15 protein-coding genes and 1 pseudogene are annotated in these 13748 nt (G+C 60.7%); 8 read left to right on the top strand and 8 right to left on the bottom strand.

Going from position 1 to position 13748, the window contains the following annotated elements; translation table 11 throughout:
* Positions 1 to 186 precede the first annotated feature (186 nt).
* A complete protein-coding gene (locus ACSQ3F_RS10040; RefSeq protein ID WP_436100084.1) occupies positions 187 to 1107 on the top strand; it encodes a PhzF family phenazine biosynthesis protein in 921 nt (306 codons plus the stop codon).
* On the opposite strand, the gene ACSQ3F_RS10035 is transcribed toward ACSQ3F_RS10040, so the two are convergent.
* Positions 1104 to 1259 (bottom strand): hypothetical protein, encoded by a 156-nt coding sequence (locus ACSQ3F_RS10035; protein ID WP_436100083.1) that lies wholly within the window; start codon positions 1257 to 1259, stop codon positions 1104 to 1106. The two genes, ACSQ3F_RS10040 and ACSQ3F_RS10035, sit on opposite strands and share 4 nt — an antisense overlap.
* A gap of 179 nt (positions 1260 to 1438) precedes the next feature.
* Between ACSQ3F_RS10035 and ACSQ3F_RS10030 the strand changes: the two genes are divergently transcribed.
* A complete protein-coding gene (locus ACSQ3F_RS10030) occupies positions 1439 to 2710 on the top strand; it encodes an MFS transporter (protein WP_436100082.1) in 1272 nt (423 codons plus the stop codon).
* Positions 2707 to 2898 (top strand): DUF1192 domain-containing protein, encoded by a 192-nt coding sequence (locus ACSQ3F_RS10025; RefSeq protein WP_436100081.1) that lies wholly within the window; start codon positions 2707 to 2709, stop codon positions 2896 to 2898. The genes ACSQ3F_RS10030 and ACSQ3F_RS10025 overlap by 4 nt, the downstream gene beginning before the upstream one ends.
* Positions 2899 to 3204: 306 nt before the next feature.
* On the opposite strand, the gene ACSQ3F_RS10020 is transcribed toward ACSQ3F_RS10025, so the two are convergent.
* Positions 3205 to 3828, bottom strand: coding sequence for a TetR/AcrR family transcriptional regulator (locus ACSQ3F_RS10020; protein ID WP_436102098.1), 624 nt, complete (start codon positions 3826 to 3828; stop codon positions 3205 to 3207).
* Positions 3829 to 3953: 125 nt separating this feature from the next.
* Here ACSQ3F_RS10020 and ACSQ3F_RS10015 point away from each other — a divergent pair, with 125 nt between their 5' ends.
* Positions 3954 to 4832 (top strand): SDR family oxidoreductase, encoded by an 879-nt coding sequence (locus ACSQ3F_RS10015; protein WP_436100080.1) that lies wholly within the window; start codon positions 3954 to 3956, stop codon positions 4830 to 4832.
* Positions 4833 to 4845: 13 nt separating this feature from the next.
* On the top strand, positions 4846 to 5271 hold the full coding sequence (locus tag ACSQ3F_RS10010; RefSeq protein WP_436100079.1) for an organic hydroperoxide resistance protein: 426 nt from the start codon (positions 4846 to 4848) through the stop codon (positions 5269 to 5271).
* Positions 5272 to 5352: 81 nt separating this feature from the next.
* Here the strand turns inward: ACSQ3F_RS10010 and ACSQ3F_RS10005 are convergent.
* Positions 5353 to 5899, bottom strand: a pseudogene (locus ACSQ3F_RS10005) (TetR/AcrR family transcriptional regulator).
* A gap of 334 nt (positions 5900 to 6233) precedes the next feature.
* Between ACSQ3F_RS10005 and rcdA the strand changes: the two are divergent.
* The gene (gene rcdA, locus ACSQ3F_RS10000; protein ID WP_018327877.1) at positions 6234 to 6752 is read left to right on the top strand and encodes a protease adaptor protein RcdA; all 519 of its coding nucleotides are present in this window, start codon (positions 6234 to 6236) and stop codon (positions 6750 to 6752) included.
* A 151-nt stretch (positions 6753 to 6903) separates the two neighbouring features.
* Here rcdA and ACSQ3F_RS09995 read toward each other — a convergent pair whose 3' ends face one another.
* From ACSQ3F_RS09995 to rpmE, 4 genes are all read right to left on the bottom strand, one after another.
* Complete coding sequence (locus ACSQ3F_RS09995) at positions 6904 to 7320, bottom strand: GFA family protein (protein WP_436100078.1); 417 nt, start codon at positions 7318 to 7320, stop codon at positions 6904 to 6906.
* Positions 7321 to 7650: 330 nt separating this feature from the next.
* Complete coding sequence (locus ACSQ3F_RS09990; protein ID WP_436100077.1) at positions 7651 to 8133, bottom strand: SRPBCC family protein; 483 nt, start codon at positions 8131 to 8133, stop codon at positions 7651 to 7653.
* On the bottom strand, positions 8130 to 8459 hold the full coding sequence (locus ACSQ3F_RS09985) for an ArsR/SmtB family transcription factor (RefSeq protein WP_436100076.1): 330 nt from the start codon (positions 8457 to 8459) through the stop codon (positions 8130 to 8132). Before ACSQ3F_RS09985 ends, ACSQ3F_RS09990 begins: the two co-directional genes overlap by 4 nt.
* Positions 8460 to 8641: 182 nt before the next feature.
* Positions 8642 to 8863: a 50S ribosomal protein L31 gene (rpmE, locus tag ACSQ3F_RS09980; RefSeq protein ID WP_018327882.1), complete on the bottom strand. Its 222-nt coding sequence runs from the start codon at positions 8861 to 8863 to the stop codon at positions 8642 to 8644.
* Between the two features lie 216 nt (positions 8864 to 9079).
* Here rpmE and ACSQ3F_RS09975 point away from each other — a divergent pair, with 216 nt between their 5' ends.
* Positions 9080 to 10885 carry an ABC transporter ATP-binding protein/permease gene (locus tag ACSQ3F_RS09975; RefSeq protein ID WP_436100075.1) on the top strand — a complete coding sequence of 602 codons (1806 nt, stop codon included), beginning with the start codon at positions 9080 to 9082 and terminating at the stop codon, positions 10883 to 10885.
* Positions 10886 to 11028: 143 nt separating this feature from the next.
* The gene (locus tag ACSQ3F_RS09970; protein ID WP_436100074.1) at positions 11029 to 12018 is read left to right on the top strand and encodes a Bug family tripartite tricarboxylate transporter substrate binding protein; all 990 of its coding nucleotides are present in this window, start codon (positions 11029 to 11031) and stop codon (positions 12016 to 12018) included.
* Between the two features lie 49 nt (positions 12019 to 12067).
* Here the strand turns inward: ACSQ3F_RS09970 and ACSQ3F_RS09965 are convergent, their stop codons facing one another.
* On the bottom strand, positions 12068 to 13711 hold the full coding sequence (locus ACSQ3F_RS09965) for an FAD-binding dehydrogenase (protein WP_436100073.1): 1644 nt from the start codon (positions 13709 to 13711) through the stop codon (positions 12068 to 12070).
* Positions 13712 to 13748 lie beyond the last annotated feature (37 nt).

Genomic DNA, 13748 nt, shown 5'->3' with positions numbered 1-13748 from the left:
CGCGGAAGCGGCCGGGCTTTCTTTGTCGGCATCTACCGTGCCTTGCCATGAGGCACTTGATCATCGCGGCGCCGTCCTTCCGCGAACGCGAATCTCAATTGTCCGGGTGACAAGAACGCGCTTCGCGCGGCTTTCGCTCTCCGTTATCCCTTGATCAGGCCTCAACCGGACCGAGAGCAAGCAGCCATGGACAGCATCAACTATATTACCGTCGATGTTTTCACCGGCGAACGGTTTTCCGGAAACCAGCTTGCGGTGATCCCGGATGCGCGCGGGCTGTCCGATGCACAGATGCAGCTCATTGCGGCAGAGTTCCGTTACTCCGAAGTGACCTTTGTCCTTCCGCCGGAAGATCCCGCCAATACGGCGCGGGTGAGGATTTACACGCCGACAATGGAAATTCCCTTCGCGGGACATCCAAACGTCGGCACCGCCTTCGTGCTCGGCGGCCAGACGGATGTTTTCGGCAAGGCTCCTGGAAACGTGCTTCGCTTCGAAGAAAAGGCAGGCGTCGTCGAGACGGCGTTGATACGTGACGACGGCGGACGCGCCATCGGCGCTGGAATTCTTGCGCCGCAACCGCTGTCGCTGGGACCGCAGGTCGACACCGACACCATCGCCCGCTGCGCCTCGATCGACGTTCGAGCCATTCGCACGGAAACTCACGCGCCCATCATCGCTTCCGTCGGCCTGCCTTTTGCGGTTGCTGAAGTGATCGGTCTCGAAACACTCGCGCGCGCCTGCCCGAACACCGCGGCCTTTGCCGAGGCCGGCCGGCGGTTCTCGCCCGAAGACGAGCAGTTCGCCCTCTTTCTCTACACGCGCCTGCCGGATCATCCATGGCATCTCCGCGCCCGGATGTTCGCCCCGCTCGACAATGTCATCGAGGATCCGGCAACCGGCAGCGCCTCCGGGGCGCTGGGCGCGCTCCTCGCCTCACTGCAGCCGGCCAGCGACCTCGACATCGACATCACCATCGAACAGGGTGTCGAGATGGGGCGCCGGAGCCTGATAGAACTGAACGTGCGCAAATCGGATGGGCTGGTTCGCAGCGTGCGGATCGCCGGGCGCTGCGTCGCCGTCATGAACGGCATCATCAGGCTTTAGGGCCGGACCAGCACCGTCAGCATCATTACGGCAATCGCAAAAACGGCGATCCTCCAGAAGTCGCGGCGCTGGCGCAATCCTGGCAGATTGAGCGGCTTCAGGATCTGGATCACCATGGCCAGAAGCAGGACCACCGTTAACGCTTTCGACATTGTTTTTCTCATTTGTGGAAAAGAGCTCGGCAGGACTTCAGGCCGTCACACGCGCGTCACTTTTGCGCGCGAACAGGGTTAGAACGTCTTTTCCAATCTCACTCAATAAAAATTTCCGGCTGGCAATTGTAGTGGCATCGCCCTACCTTTCGGCGCAACCCGGAACCAGCGGATTTCACATGAGAAAAAACCTTCTTCCCGTCGCCTCTCTTCTGCTTGGAACGCTGTTTCTCTTCCTTGGAAATGGATTGCACAGCCTGTTGCTGCCGGTGCGCGGCACGACGGAAGGGTATTCGACGACGCTGCTCGGCCTGCTCGGCACCTCCTGGGCCAGCGGCTTCGTGCTCGGCTGTCTGCTTGCGCCGACGATCGTCAAGCGCGCCGGCCATGTGCGCGCCTTCAGTTGCTTTGCCTCCATCCTGGCGATCATCGCGCTTTTGACCGGCATTCTCGTCGATCCGATCTGGTGGGTGGCGCTACGCGCCTTCACCGGCTTCTCGACGGCAGGAACCTCGATGATCATCGAAAGCTGGCTGAACGAGCGCGCCACCAATGAGAGCCGCGGTGCGATCTTCTCGCTCTACATCGCCATCACCCTGATGGGTGTCGTCGGCGGCCAATTGATGATCCCCTTCGGCGATACATCGACGACGCTGTTTTTCATGTGCGCCGGCATCGTCTATTGCCTGGCGATGCTCCCGACCCTCCTGTCGACCGCCGCCTTGCCGCAACCGCTGAAACAGGTCAGCCTCGACCTGCCGGCGCTCTATCGCAACTCACCGATCTCCTTCCTCGGCATCCTGCTCATTGGCATCGCCAATGGCGCTTACGGCACGCTCGGCGCCGTCTTCGGCCGTCAGGTGGGACTTACCGATAGCGATGTCGCGCTGATGATGAGCACGACGATCTTCGCTGGCGCCGTGATGCAGTTCCCCGCCGGGCGCCTCTCGGACATGATCGACCGGCGCTACGTGCTGGCCGCCCTTGCAGCCGTCGCCGCGATTGCCGGCGCACTGATCTTCCTGGTCGAGCCGACCGGCGTGGTTCTCCTGATCGCGCTCGTCGGCGTCTACGGCGCGACCGCCAATGCGCTCTATCCGATTGCCGTCTCGCATGCCAACGACTTCGCCACACCGGAGGACTTCGTCAAGATTTCCGGCGGCCTGCTCTTGCTCTACGGCATCGGCACCATCATCGGCCCGACCATCGGCGGCCCTATCATGACCGTCACCGGCCCCTACGGCCTGTTCATGATCACCGCCTGCGCCCATGTGCTGATCACCGCCTATGCCATCTTCCGCAGCCGCATGCGCGCCGCTGTACCGGCATCGGAACGCGATGCATACTCGACCTCCGGCACGCTCACGACGCCGGAGAGCCTGCAACTGTCGCCGCGGGCTGCCCCTCTCGAGGAAAAAAGCGACGACGAGCCCGAACGGAGGTTCGCATGAGCCTGTTTGACGACGACCAACCAAGGAAACAACCGGCCCACGAAATCGGCTGTGACCTCTCGCTTCTTTCGGCCGAAGAGCTCGCATTGCGTATCGAGATGCTGAAACAGGAAATCGCGCGCCTTGAAGCGGAAAGAGCAAGCAAATCGGCAAGCAAGTCGGCGGCTGAAAAGTTCTTTCGTTCGTGACGCGGCCCGTTACGTTGGGCTCAAGGGTATGCCTACCTCATTCCTGCGGGCGGTGTTAAGCAGTCTAGGCGTCCACAGAAGGGTAGCAAAAGTCGCGCAACTCTTGCTATCACCGTTGCTACCAGCAAAGAGCGGGCTCTCGTGTATGAATGCCCAGGCCTGTTAGAGGCCCAATGATGTCGAAATCGCACTCTATCCGGCTGTTCGTGGTGGACGGCCACGGCCCCAGCGCAGCTCCGACCTAATTCGTCTTATGGTATCGATGAAGCGTCCGCGGGCCATCTCCTCACGAATTTCAGGTTCAGACTACGAGGTCAACCCATTCTCCAGCAACAGTCTGGCTGCATCGCGGTTTGCCTCGACAATGTCAGGATCGCGCGTCGACTGTGCCATCACAATTGCGCCTTGGATAAGCGACAGGACCTGGATCACGGCTCTTTCGGGTTTCTTCAATCCCAAGGGCTCAATGAGTGAGGCAACAAATTCATGCAACCCCTCGAAATACTCGGCGATGGTCGCCTGTACGTCTGGGGAGTTTGCCTCCGGTCCGAATTCGGCCAGTCCTTTCACGAACGGACAGCCGCGGAAAGAAGGCGCACGGAGAGGTTCGTCTAGCGCGTCAAAAATAGCGAGGACGCGCTCCAGCGGCGATAGGCCAGCTCTTTCAGTCGAGGTTGAGAGCATCTGAAACCAGATGGCACTTTTGTAACGCAGATAGGTAGCGACGAGCGCGGCCTTCGATGGAAAGTGTTTATAGAACGTCATTTTGGCCACGCCGCTTTCGGCGATGATCCGATCGATCCCGACAGAATTGATGCTGAGCCGGTAAAACAGGTCCGACGCCGTCTTCAATACGCGTTCTCGCGGGGCGAGGACATCAAGCGATTGCCCATCCACATCCATAAACTCAAGCACGCCGCGCGTTTGCATTTCTGTCACCTCAAATCCTTCGCCCGCATTATAGACAGACTATTCTGTCAATTTTATGATTGCAAGTACATACAGGTCTGTCTATAGGTATGTGAGACCCCTTGGATTTCAGAGAAGGATTTAGGATGAGCGGAAAAGTCGTTGTTGTGACCGGCGCCAGCAGTGGTTTTGGAAAACTCACGGTGTTGGAACTCGCAAGGCGGGGTCATACCGTCGTTGCGACCATGCGAGACGTCGAAGGAAGAAATGCGAGAGTACAAAGCGATCTCATCGAAGCGGCGAAAGCCGAAGGACATGTGCTGCAAGTCATTGAAATGGACGTCGCCGAAGAGGCCTCAGTCAATTCCACGATCGACCAGGTTATCAAGCAGCACGGAAAAATCGATGCCCTGATCAACAATGCCGGAAGGATGCCTGTCGGGGTCACGGAAGCCTACACGGTCGCGGACGTCGAACGGCTATTTGCGGTCAATTTCTTCGGCGCCGTGCGGGCCGACCGCGCCGTTCTGCCGCATATGCGTGCCGCCGGCAGCGGACTCCTCGTTCATGTGACATCCTTGATGGGTCGGGTGGTCTTTCCGTTCTTCGGCACCTACTCCGCGAGCAAGTTCGCGCTCGAGGGGCTTGCCGAAGCCTATCGGTATGAACTGAAGGGCTTTGGAATCGACTCGGTCATCGTCGAGCCAGGGCCATTCCCGAGCAACCTCATCTCGTCGAGCCCGGAGCCATCCGATCAGGCCGTGCTTGCTTCCTATGGCGAGGTCGCGGCGATCCCGGGTCAGATCAAGGCCAACGCTAACGATGGACACGACGAGGCCAATCCCCCGCGGCCCCAACGCGTGGCCGATGCCATCGTGCAACTGGTCGAGGCCACGGAGCGGCGTCCATTGCGGACGGTCGTCATGCCTGAAGGCATGGACTTCGGCATCCAGCGACTGAACGAGGCCGTAAGCCCAATTCAGAACGACATGCTCACCTCGTTCGGCATGTCGAGCATGCTTTGATAGGAACAGGACAATGAGCACACTCTACAGCACCAGGGTCACCGCGATCGGCGGCCGCAGCGGCACCGTCCGCAGCGAAGACGGTGTTCTCGGTCTTCCGCTGGCGCTGCCCACGACGATGGGCGGCAAGGGCGGCGCGACCAATCCGGAGCAGTTGTTCGCGGCCGGCTATGCGGCCTGCTTCGAAAACGCCGTGATCCACGTCACCCGCAGCAAGGCGACCAGGGTGAAGGATACCGACATCGTGGTGGTGGCCGAAGTGGGCTTGTCGCCGAATGGTAGCGGTGGTTTTGTGCTTTCAGTGGCGCTCGACGTCGCGATCACCGGGCTCGATCAGGCAACGGCCGAGGAGATCGTGCAGGCGGCGCATGCGACGTGCCCCTATTCGAACGCGGTGAAGGGCAACATCGACGTGGCCATCACCGTCACGACTAGCTGATGCGGGAGGCGGATATGACGGAAAAGGGGCGACAACCCGTCAAGCCTTGATCTACAGATCTGCCTCCCGGTCTATGCCGCGTCAAACTGCTGACGTAGCTCTAACACTCGATGCTTGAGCCCTCGGCTTCACCGATGCAGGCAGAAGTCCTGCATCACGATAGCTTTCGATTACCGTATCGTAGAGTGAGACGTCCGCTCGGCTTCTAGCCAAAAGCTGCGCGCCGGCTATGGCGGCGAAAATCGCACGGGCTCTCAGTTCACTTTTCTCGGATTCGACCAGGGGTGATGCGAACAACTGTCTTTGGAGCCATGCTACATTGACGTCCGCAAAGGGTTGAATTTCCGTCTTCACTGCTTCCGGCAGATCGTCATATTCGGCGGCCATGAAGCTGCAAAGGCAAATTCGCTTCTCGTTCTGAAGCGCCTGACGAGAGGTTTCGGAATGCCCGCGCCGTCTTTCCAACGGATCGGGCGTTTCCTACGACAAATTTTCCAGATTGGCCGCCGCATCCTCCCTATAGCGTCTCACAACAGCTGCGCCGAGATCAGCCTTTTCCGGGAAAGTAATAATGGACGCTGGCCCGTTGCAGCAACCAAATCGAGGTCAAAAGCGGAAAACAAGACATTGCATCGCCGAGAATCCGGCCGCCATAACGCTTCATTAAGCCTTATAAGGTATTACTGTCGCATCCAGATCGCTCTGGACTCAGACAATTTCCCGTTTGGCGAATGGTCTGATTTTTCTCCCTGTTTTACCTTGAGAGCCGCTTTTGCGGCTCTTTTTTTGCCTTTTTTCCCCAACCGGCAAAGAATTGTGGAGATTAACCCTTTATTAAGAATAGGCTTGCGCGAAATGCGCTATGGGATCATGTTCAAACTATAAACCGAGCGGCCGGAAACTTGCTGTTAGCCCGTTCGTTACCTGACCGAGTTGATGCGTTTAACCAGGGAAATCAGACCATGTCCGAACGGGGATTGAATACTGTGAGCTTCGCGGGACACGCTGCGTCTTCGGCGCAGTTCAAGGCTCTCTATGCGGAAGGCATGGGCCTGGTTGAAGAAACCGCGAGCTATCTCGATGGCCCCGGTCGCGCCGCCTCCAAGGTTCTGCCGCGCATGGCATCGGTGCTCTATGCCGCGGAATCGATGCGCCTCACCACGCGCCTGATGCAGATGGCATCCTGGCTGCTCCTGCAGCGCGCCGTCAACAATGGCGAGATGAACCGCGAGCAGGTCCTGTCGGAAAAGAACAAGGTCCGCCTCGACAGCTTCAACGTCGATCGCACGGCGCCGGGCTGGAATGACCTGCCGGAAGGTTTCCGCGATTTGATCGACCGCTCGCTGCGCCTGCAGAACCGCGTCGCCTTGCTCGATCGCGAAATCTACCGCCCGCAGGAAGCCCAGAACTTCACGCCCGACAACCAGAACGGCGTCAAGGCGCAACTCACCCTGCTGCAGACCGCTTTTGGAACCAACTGATCCGAGACAGGCAGGCAGCCGAATGCTTCAAACCCGGCCGTTGTGCCGGGTTTTGTGTTTTTGGCGGCGCAAGCGGCGCAGGGACGGCCAACAAGCAATGAAGCCTTGCCCGGTGACGCACACTTCATGCGAAGCCAGGTCGCGGTTCATGTCAGGCCGGCGGCATCTTGTCGAATTTCGGCAGGGCTGGATCGATGTGGTCCCATGCGTGGCCGCGCACGCTGTACGTCACCATCTGCGGCTTGTATCGGCTTGGGTCGTCAAGGCTTCCGGCGTGCACCGTGAAAAGGTCCGGCATAGCCGAGAACGTCAAATACACCGGTGACCCGCAGGTGGGGCAGAACGCGCGTGTCTTCACGTTGCCCGTGTCGCCAACGATGTCCCAATGCTTCGCTTCGCCTTCGAGTTTGACGCTCCTCTTGTCCGCAAAGGTCAGGTAGGATCCGTGTCCGGTACCGCTCTTGTGCTGACAGTCGCGGCACTGGCAGTCGTTCATCACCAGCGGTTCGGCCGTAATTTCATAACGGATCGCACCGCAGGCGCATCCGCCCGTATAAGCCCTGCTCATATCGTTTCTCCTGTAAAGTGCTGTTGGGGTACGAATGCTTCGAAGGGATCGAGCGTGTTCGACAGCCGCGCATCGCAGCCCTAACGCGCCACCTGCTACTGCATAATTCCTTAAATCGGAATCGATTTAAGGATAAAATTATGCAGCATTCCAAAGTGTTACAGCGACCTTTGCGCGTCTGAAAAGACTCGCGGCGCTGTAACGCCGCCAAGGGCGACCAAACCGCCTCGGCGCAGATGTCATACGGGCAGACCCGGTCCACCAGATTGCGCCACGACAGTTCCGGTCGAACCGCCGGGCGGCTGTTGAACTCGCTTTCGCAGATCCGCGTCAGTGCCGTAGCTTCGAGGTGGCCTGATCCGCAGCGACGGCGTCGAGGTTTCGGACAACCTTCTTCCAACCTTCGCTCATGCTCCTGAAAGCACTATCGTTCTTCGGCAGCACGAAACCGGAGTGGACGAGGCGAAGGCGTGTTCCGTTTTCAACCCGGGAAAGAATCCATGTGACGACGGTGTCCAGCCGTGAGCCATATCCGACGTTTCCCTCGTGTCCGCCTTTCCAGGCATAGACGAAGCGCTCGTAAGGTCTCACCTCCAGCACCTGGCAGCGAATGATCCCGTCCCACGCGCCGGCCGGCGTCGTCTGGAACGTGAAGTGCTTGCCCTCCACGGGCTCGAACCCTGTCGGCGCCATCATCCAGCGAGCGATCAGTTCGCCGGATGTCAGCGCTGTCCAGATCGTCTCCGGCGCATGCGGGAAGACCTCGTCAACCACGATGTCTTGCGTGTCGGACTTCAAAGCGGCGTCGGTCATGGATCGATCTCCTTGAGCAAGGTTCTGAGATTTGCGAAGCGCTCGCGCCAGAAGACGCCGTAGTGGCTCATCCAATCGACCAGCGGGGCGAGGCCCTCTGGCTCAGCGCGATAATAAACGTTGCGGCCCTCCGGGCGCTCGGCAACCAGGCCGGCCTGCTTCAGCGACTTGAGGTGTTGGGAGATGGCGCCCTGCGTCACACCGCTGCCGCGCGTCAACTCGACTACCGTAATTTCATCGGACTTGACGACCCGTTCGAATACGGCTCGCCGCGTGGGATCGGCGAGTGTGCGCAGGACGGCGGTAATGTTTGCAGCTTCGGTCATGGGAAATCAAATAGCCTATACTAATTGATAAGTCAATACTAATCTTTTTTATCGGAGGAAGCTAGACTTCCCGCCAAGTGGCACCAGACCAACAATCCCGTACCGCCTTCCGCCCATGCCCCAAACGCAAAAAAGCCCGGATGAACCGGGCTTTTCCGAAATCATGTTCCAGCAATGGAAACTTAGAGGCCGAGGCCTTCGAAGCGCTTCTTGAACTTGGAAACGCGGCCGCCGCGGTCCATCAGCTGCTGGTTGCCGCCGGTCCATGCCGGATGCGACTTCGGGTCGATTTCGAGGTTCATGGTCTGGCCTTCCGAACCCCAGGTCGAGCGGGTTTCGTATTCGGTGCCGTCGGTCATGACCACCTTGATCATGTGGTAAGCGGGATGGATATCAGCCTTCATAACAATCTTCCTGCAAGTTCCAGGGTCCAATTGTCGCAAGCCATTTGCGGGCCATTGCGGCATGGGGACCGAACACGTAAATGAAGCCGCAGACCACTCAAGGGACCACGGCTTCCCAATTTGATGCCGTGCCTATACATGATGGTCATCCAGATAACAAGTACCGCCGGAGAAGACTGTGCGAGTTTTGCCGCTTCTTCCGGTATTGGAGGTCATGTGTCGAATGAGGTCGTTCAACCGGCGGGGCGCAGGTCCGTGCGCCCGCTGGCCAAGCTGTTGCCGTATATCCGGCGCTACCGCAATCTCGTCATCGGTGCCGGCATTTCGCTCGTCGTTGCAGCCGTAACGACGCTGACGCTGCCGATGGCCGTGCGCCGGATGATCGACCACGGATTCTCCGCCTCCGATTCCGGCTTCATCAACACCTACTTCTCCATGCTGATGGTTCTGGCGATCGTGCTCGCGGTGGCCAGTGCGACCCGCTACTACTTCGTCATCACGCTCGGCGAGCGGATCGTCTCGGATCTGCGCCGCGATGTCTTCGACCATGTCACCCGGCTTTCCCCGTCCTTCTTCGATGTCAACCAGTCCGGCGAGATCGTCTCCCGGCTGACCGCCGACACGACGCAGATCAAATCCGCCGTCGGCGCCACCGCCTCGGTCGCCCTGCGCAACATCATCCTGTGTCTCGGCGCCATCGGCATGATGGTCTATACCAGCCCGAAGCTCTCGAGCCTGGTGCTCATCGCCATCCCAGTCATCGTCTTTCCGCTCGTCGGCTTCGGCCGCTCGGTGCGTCGCCGGTCGCGCGAGGCGCAGGATACGCTCGCCACGGCGTCTGCCTATGCCGGTGAAGCCATCTCCGCTTCCCGTACCGTCCAGGCCTTCAACGGCGAGGCCGTCGCGCAGGCGCGCTATGGCAGCGCCGTCGAAAGCGCCTACGAGGCAGCCCGCGCCGCCATCAAGGCCCGCTCGATCCTCACCGCTTTTGCCATCACCATGATCTTCGGCAGCGTCGTCGCCGTCCTGTGGTTCGGCGCCCAGGACGTGTTGTCCGGCACGCTGTCGGCCGGCACGCTCGGCCAGTTTCTCTTGTATTCGGTCTTCGCCGCCGGCAGCCTCGGCGCGTTGTCGGAGGTCTGGGGCGAACTCTCACAAGCCGCAGGCGCTGCCGAGCGCTTGAGCGAACTGCTGGCCGAACGGCCGAGCATCACGGCACCCGCCAATCCCGTCGCCATGCCGGAACCGGCGCAAGGTGCGGTCACCTTCGCCGACGTTCATTTCGCCTACCCCTCGCGGCCCGGCTACAAGAGCGTCAAGGGCCTGAGCTTCGCCGTCAAGCCGGGCGAGACGGTTGCCATCGTCGGCCCCTCCGGCGCGGGTAAGAGCACCGTCTTCTCGCTGCTGCTGCGGTTCTACGATCCGGCCAAGGGCACGGTCAGCGTCGATGGCATCGATATCCGCTCGGTCGATCCGCAAGCATTGCGCAGCCGTATCGCCATTGTCCCGCAGGACGTCACCATCTTTGCCGCATCGATCCACGACAACATCGCCTTCGGCCTGCCCACCGCGTCGCGCGAGATGGTGCGTGCCGCCGCCATTGCCGCCCAGGCTGACGAATTCATTGCAAGGCTCGATCAGGGCTACGATACGCAGGTCGGCGAGCGCGGCATTACGCTGTCCGGCGGCCAGCGCCAGCGCATCGCCATTGCCCGCGCGATCCTGAAGGATGCCCCGGTGCTCCTGCTCGACGAGGCGACGTCCGCGCTCGACGCCGAGAGCGAAACGCTGGTGCAGAAGGCGCTCGACGGGCTGATGCGCGAACGCACGACGCTGGTCATCGCCCATCGGCTGGCGACCGTGCTGAAGGCCGACCGTATTCTGGTCATGGATCAGGGCCGGATCGTCGAGGAAGGAACGCATGCGTCCCTCGTTCGCCAAGGCGGGCTCTATGCCAAACTGGCGCGGCTGCAGTTCGACTATGACAACCCTGAAGCACGCAATGTCGTGACGCTGGGCTGAAGCGACCCGTTCCAAATAAAATCGATTGAGTACAACCCTTAATTTTTCTCCCGAGGTTGCCCTTCGGTGCGTCGACGCTATTGTTGCCGCGGAAACGGCTTTCTGCTGTTTCGCTGACTGGCACGTCTTGGGAGGAGAGTTGAATGGCATTGTCCTTATTGAAGCGGCGCATGGCACTTGGCCTCGCGTTGATGGCGACATCGGCGCTGGTTTTCGGCGGTCAAGCGCAGGCGCAGGCGTTTCCCGATCGCCCGGTAACGCTGGTCGTGCCCTTCGCGGCTGGCGGCTCGACCGACGTGGTTGCGCGCATCATCGGCCAGAAGATGTCCGACGATCTCGGCCAGCAGGTGATAGTGGAAAACGTCGCGGGCGCCGGCGGTAATCTCGGCGCCGACCGGGTGGCGCGGGCGGAACCCGATGGCTACACGATCCTGATGGGAACGGTTGCGACCCACGCGCTCAATCCGCTGATCCTGAAGACAAAGCCCTACGACCCGGAAAAGGATTTCGCCCCGGTCTCGCTGCTGGTGCTCGTGCCCAACGTGCTCGTGGTCAATCCGCAGCTTCCGGCAAAGAATGTCGCGGAGCTTCTGGCGCTTCTGAAGGCGGCACCCGACCAATACTCCTACGCATCCTCCGGCAACGGCACGCCGCTGCATCTCTCCGGCGAGCTGTTCAAGAATATGGCGGGCGTCGGCATGCAACATGTGCCCTATAAGGGATCAGGCCCGGCGCTGAACGATGTCATCGGCAACCAGGTACCGATCATGTTCGACAACCTGCCCTCGTCCTCTGGTCATATCAAATCCGGCACGCTCAAGGCATTGGCAGTGACGACCAAGGAGCGAGCGCCGTCCTTCCCGGATGTTCCGACCATCGCCGAAACCATTCCCGGCTATGAGACCTATACCTGGAACGCGCTGTTTGCCCCGGCAGGCACGCCCAAGGAAGCGATCGACCGGCTCAACGCTTCCGCCAAGAAAGCCTTGGCGGACCCGGCCGTCGCAGAGAAGATGAACGGCTTCAGCGCCACCATCGTCGCCTCGACGCCGGACGAACTTGCCGCGCATGTGAAGGCCGAACTGGCGAAATGGGGGCCCGTCGTCAAGAACGCCAACGTCCAGATGGATTGATCCCCCGGAGCTCTCCGGGTTGCCCGGAGAGCCTTTTCGGCCGAAGCGATCAGGCGCCTATGCTGCGCCCGACGACCCTTCCGGAGAAAATGCAACCGCCAAGGAATGTTCCTTCCAGTGCGTTGTAGCCATGCATGCCACCGCCGCCGAAACCTGCAACTTCGCCCGCCGCATAAAGGCCCGGAACAGGTTCGCCCGAAAGCTCCAGCACACGGCCGTTGAGATCGGTCTGCAGGCCGCCCAGCGTCTTTCGCGTGAGGATATTGAGGCGCACGGCAATCAGCGGCCCGGCCTTGGGATCAAGCAGCCGGTGCGGTTTGGCCGTCCGCATCAGCCTGTCGCCCAGATAATTGCGGGCACCGCGGATGGCGGTGACCTGCGCATCCTTCGAAAAGGGATTGTCGATCTCGCGATCGCGCGCCTCGATCTGGTGGCGCAGATGTTCGAGCGAAAGGCGTCCCTCGCCCGAGAGCGCATTCATTCCCTCGACGAGCTCTTCCAGCCGGTCGCGAATGACGAAATCCTCGCCCTTGTCCATGAAGGCCTGCACCGGGCCTGGCGGATTTTTGCCCAAGCGTTTCAGAAGCAGCGGGATGTCCTTGCCGGTAAGGTCGGGGTTCTGTTCCGACCCCGAAAGCGCGAATTCCTTCTTGATGATCGCCTTGGTCAGGATGAACCAGCTATAGTCGGCGCCGCTCTTGCGGATCGCCTTCAAGGTGCCGAGCGTATCGAAGCCCGGCATGGCCGGTGCGGCAAAACGGTTGCCGTCGGCATCGCACCAGAAGGAGGATGGCCCGGGCAGGATGCGGATGCCGTGGTTCGGCCAGATCGGATCGAAGTTCCGCAGGCCCTCGGTGTAATGCCACATGCGGTCCTTGTTGATGACGGAACCGCGCGCCTGCTCGGCAATCTCGACCATGCGCCCGTCGACATAATCCGGCACGCCGCTGACCATGAAGTTCGGTGGCGGGCCGAGCCGGTCGACCGGCCATTGCTTGCGCACAAGGTCATGATTGCCGCCGATGCCACCGGACGAGACGACGACGGCGCCGGCCTCGAACCAGAACTCGTCGACAACCTCGCGTGAACTGCGCTCGCCGCGCGGCACGCCGTCGTTCTTCAGCACCGATCCTCTCGCGCCCGTAACGGCACCATTGGTCATGATCAGCTCGTCCACCCGATGGCGAAAGCGGAAGCGGATGCGTCCCCTGCTTTCCGCGGCCCTTGCCCGCGCGATGAACGGCGCCAGAACGCCAGGACCTGTGCCCCATGTCACATGAAAGCGCGGCACGGAGTTTCCGTGGCCATGCGCAAGACCACCACCCCGCTCCGCCCAGCCGACGACGGGAAACCACCGCATGCCCTGGCTATGCAGCCAGGCGCGCTTTTCGCCGGCGGCGAAATCGAGATAGGCCTCAGCCCAGCGGCGCGGCCAATAATCTTCAGGCCGGTCGAACTGCGCCGACCCCATCCAGTCCTGCCGCGCCAGCTCAAGATTGTCGCGGATGCGCATGCGCCTCTGCTCTGGGCTATCGATAAACAGCAGGCCACCGAGCGACCAGAAAGCCTGACCGCCCATATTCTGCTCGCCTTCTTGATCGAGCACGATGACCCTGAGACCCCGGTCGGCAGCCTCCACCGCCGCGACGAGGCCGGCAATCCCCGCCCCGATCACCAGAACATCACAATCCATGCTCGTCCTCCAGTAACTCCACCCTGCCCGACATTAC

This window comes from Pararhizobium sp. LjRoot238, from assembly GCF_964252955.1.
Lineage (GTDB): Bacteria > Pseudomonadota > Alphaproteobacteria > Rhizobiales > Rhizobiaceae > Pararhizobium.
This window is presented reverse-complemented; position numbering and strand designations above follow the sequence as displayed.

Excerpts from the sequence above, each read along its gene's own strand:
- ACSQ3F_RS10040 (WP_436100084.1), top strand. The coding sequence starts at position 187 with ATGGACAGCATCAACTATATTACCGTCGATGTTTTCACCGGCGAACGG.
- ACSQ3F_RS10035 (WP_436100083.1), bottom strand. The coding sequence starts at position 1,259 with ATGTCGAAAGCGTTAACGGTGGTCCTGCTTCTGGCCATGGTGATCCAG.
- ACSQ3F_RS10030 (WP_436100082.1), top strand. The coding sequence starts at position 1,439 with ATGAGAAAAAACCTTCTTCCCGTCGCCTCTCTTCTGCTTGGAACGCTG.
- ACSQ3F_RS10025 (WP_436100081.1), top strand. The coding sequence starts at position 2,707 with ATGAGCCTGTTTGACGACGACCAACCAAGGAAACAACCGGCCCACGAA.
- ACSQ3F_RS10020 (WP_436102098.1), bottom strand. The coding sequence starts at position 3,828 with ATGCAAACGCGCGGCGTGCTTGAGTTTATGGATGTGGATGGGCAATCG.
- ACSQ3F_RS10015 (WP_436100080.1), top strand. The coding sequence starts at position 3,954 with ATGAGCGGAAAAGTCGTTGTTGTGACCGGCGCCAGCAGTGGTTTTGGA.
- ACSQ3F_RS10010 (WP_436100079.1), top strand. The coding sequence starts at position 4,846 with ATGAGCACACTCTACAGCACCAGGGTCACCGCGATCGGCGGCCGCAGC.
- rcdA (WP_018327877.1), top strand. The coding sequence starts at position 6,234 with ATGTCCGAACGGGGATTGAATACTGTGAGCTTCGCGGGACACGCTGCG.
- ACSQ3F_RS09995 (WP_436100078.1), bottom strand. The coding sequence starts at position 7,320 with ATGAGCAGGGCTTATACGGGCGGATGCGCCTGCGGTGCGATCCGTTAT.
- ACSQ3F_RS09990 (WP_436100077.1), bottom strand. The coding sequence starts at position 8,133 with ATGACCGACGCCGCTTTGAAGTCCGACACGCAAGACATCGTGGTTGAC.
- ACSQ3F_RS09985 (WP_436100076.1), bottom strand. The coding sequence starts at position 8,459 with ATGACCGAAGCTGCAAACATTACCGCCGTCCTGCGCACACTCGCCGAT.
- rpmE (WP_018327882.1), bottom strand. The coding sequence starts at position 8,863 with ATGAAGGCTGATATCCATCCCGCTTACCACATGATCAAGGTGGTCATG.
- ACSQ3F_RS09970 (WP_436100074.1), top strand. The coding sequence starts at position 11,029 with ATGGCATTGTCCTTATTGAAGCGGCGCATGGCACTTGGCCTCGCGTTG.
- ACSQ3F_RS09965 (WP_436100073.1), bottom strand. The coding sequence starts at position 13,711 with ATGGATTGTGATGTTCTGGTGATCGGGGCGGGGATTGCCGGCCTCGTC.